Below are 614 nucleotides of genomic sequence, written 5' to 3' on the forward strand. Positions count from 1 at the left end.
GCCAGGCCCTTTTGCTCGCCCGCACCATCAGCATCGCCCGCCGCCACCACGGCCCGCACCGCGCCCGGCCAGACCGGCGCTGGCCCGCCCAGGTCGAGCACGGCCTCGAACCGCCGGTCCACAAGGGCAGCGCGGTCGCGCAGGTCCTGCGCCATGCGGGCGTGCAGGAAGCCCGCAGCAGCCAGGCCCACCTGCGCCTCGGCATGGCGGCGCCGGCGCAGAGCGGGATCGAAGGGCAGCGGCGGATGCACCCTTGTTGTCATACGCAGCCACGCGGGTTGCGCAACGCCGTGCCGACGCGCAGATTCCATCCATGGCGCTCCCCACGACCATGTTTGCCACGCTTGCGATGCCTGTGCGGGCCGTTTTCGATCTCGTGCTGCCGCCCCGTTGCCCCGGCTGCGGCGAGATCGTCGATGGCGATGACCGTTTCTGCGCGCCCTGCTTTGCCCAACTGCACTTCCTGGGGCCCCCACACTGCGCCTGCTGCGGCGTGCCGCTGCCGCACGATGCCGGTGAGGAAGCCCGCTGCGGCGCTTGCCTGGCTGATCCGCCGGCCTTCGACCGTGCCCGCGCCGCACTGGCCTATGACGGGCCGGCGCGCAGCGTGGTGC

2 protein-coding genes are annotated in these 614 nt (G+C 72.8%); one reads left to right on the plus strand and one right to left on the minus strand.

The genetic code is table 11. The features are described from left to right. Nucleotides 1-251: hypothetical protein (locus GJV64_RS15240; protein WP_205599676.1), on the minus strand; the 251-nt coding region annotated here is incomplete at its 3' end. A gap of 62 nt (nt 252-313) precedes the next feature. Here GJV64_RS15240 and GJV64_RS15245 point away from each other — a divergent pair. After that, nucleotides 314-614 (plus strand): double zinc ribbon domain-containing protein (locus GJV64_RS15245; protein ID WP_408015013.1); only part of this gene is annotated, 301 nt, incomplete at its 3' end.

Source organism: Sandarakinorhabdus rubra, assembly GCF_010994245.1.
Classification (GTDB): domain Bacteria; phylum Pseudomonadota; class Alphaproteobacteria; order Sphingomonadales; family Sphingomonadaceae; genus Sandarakinorhabdus; species Sandarakinorhabdus rubra.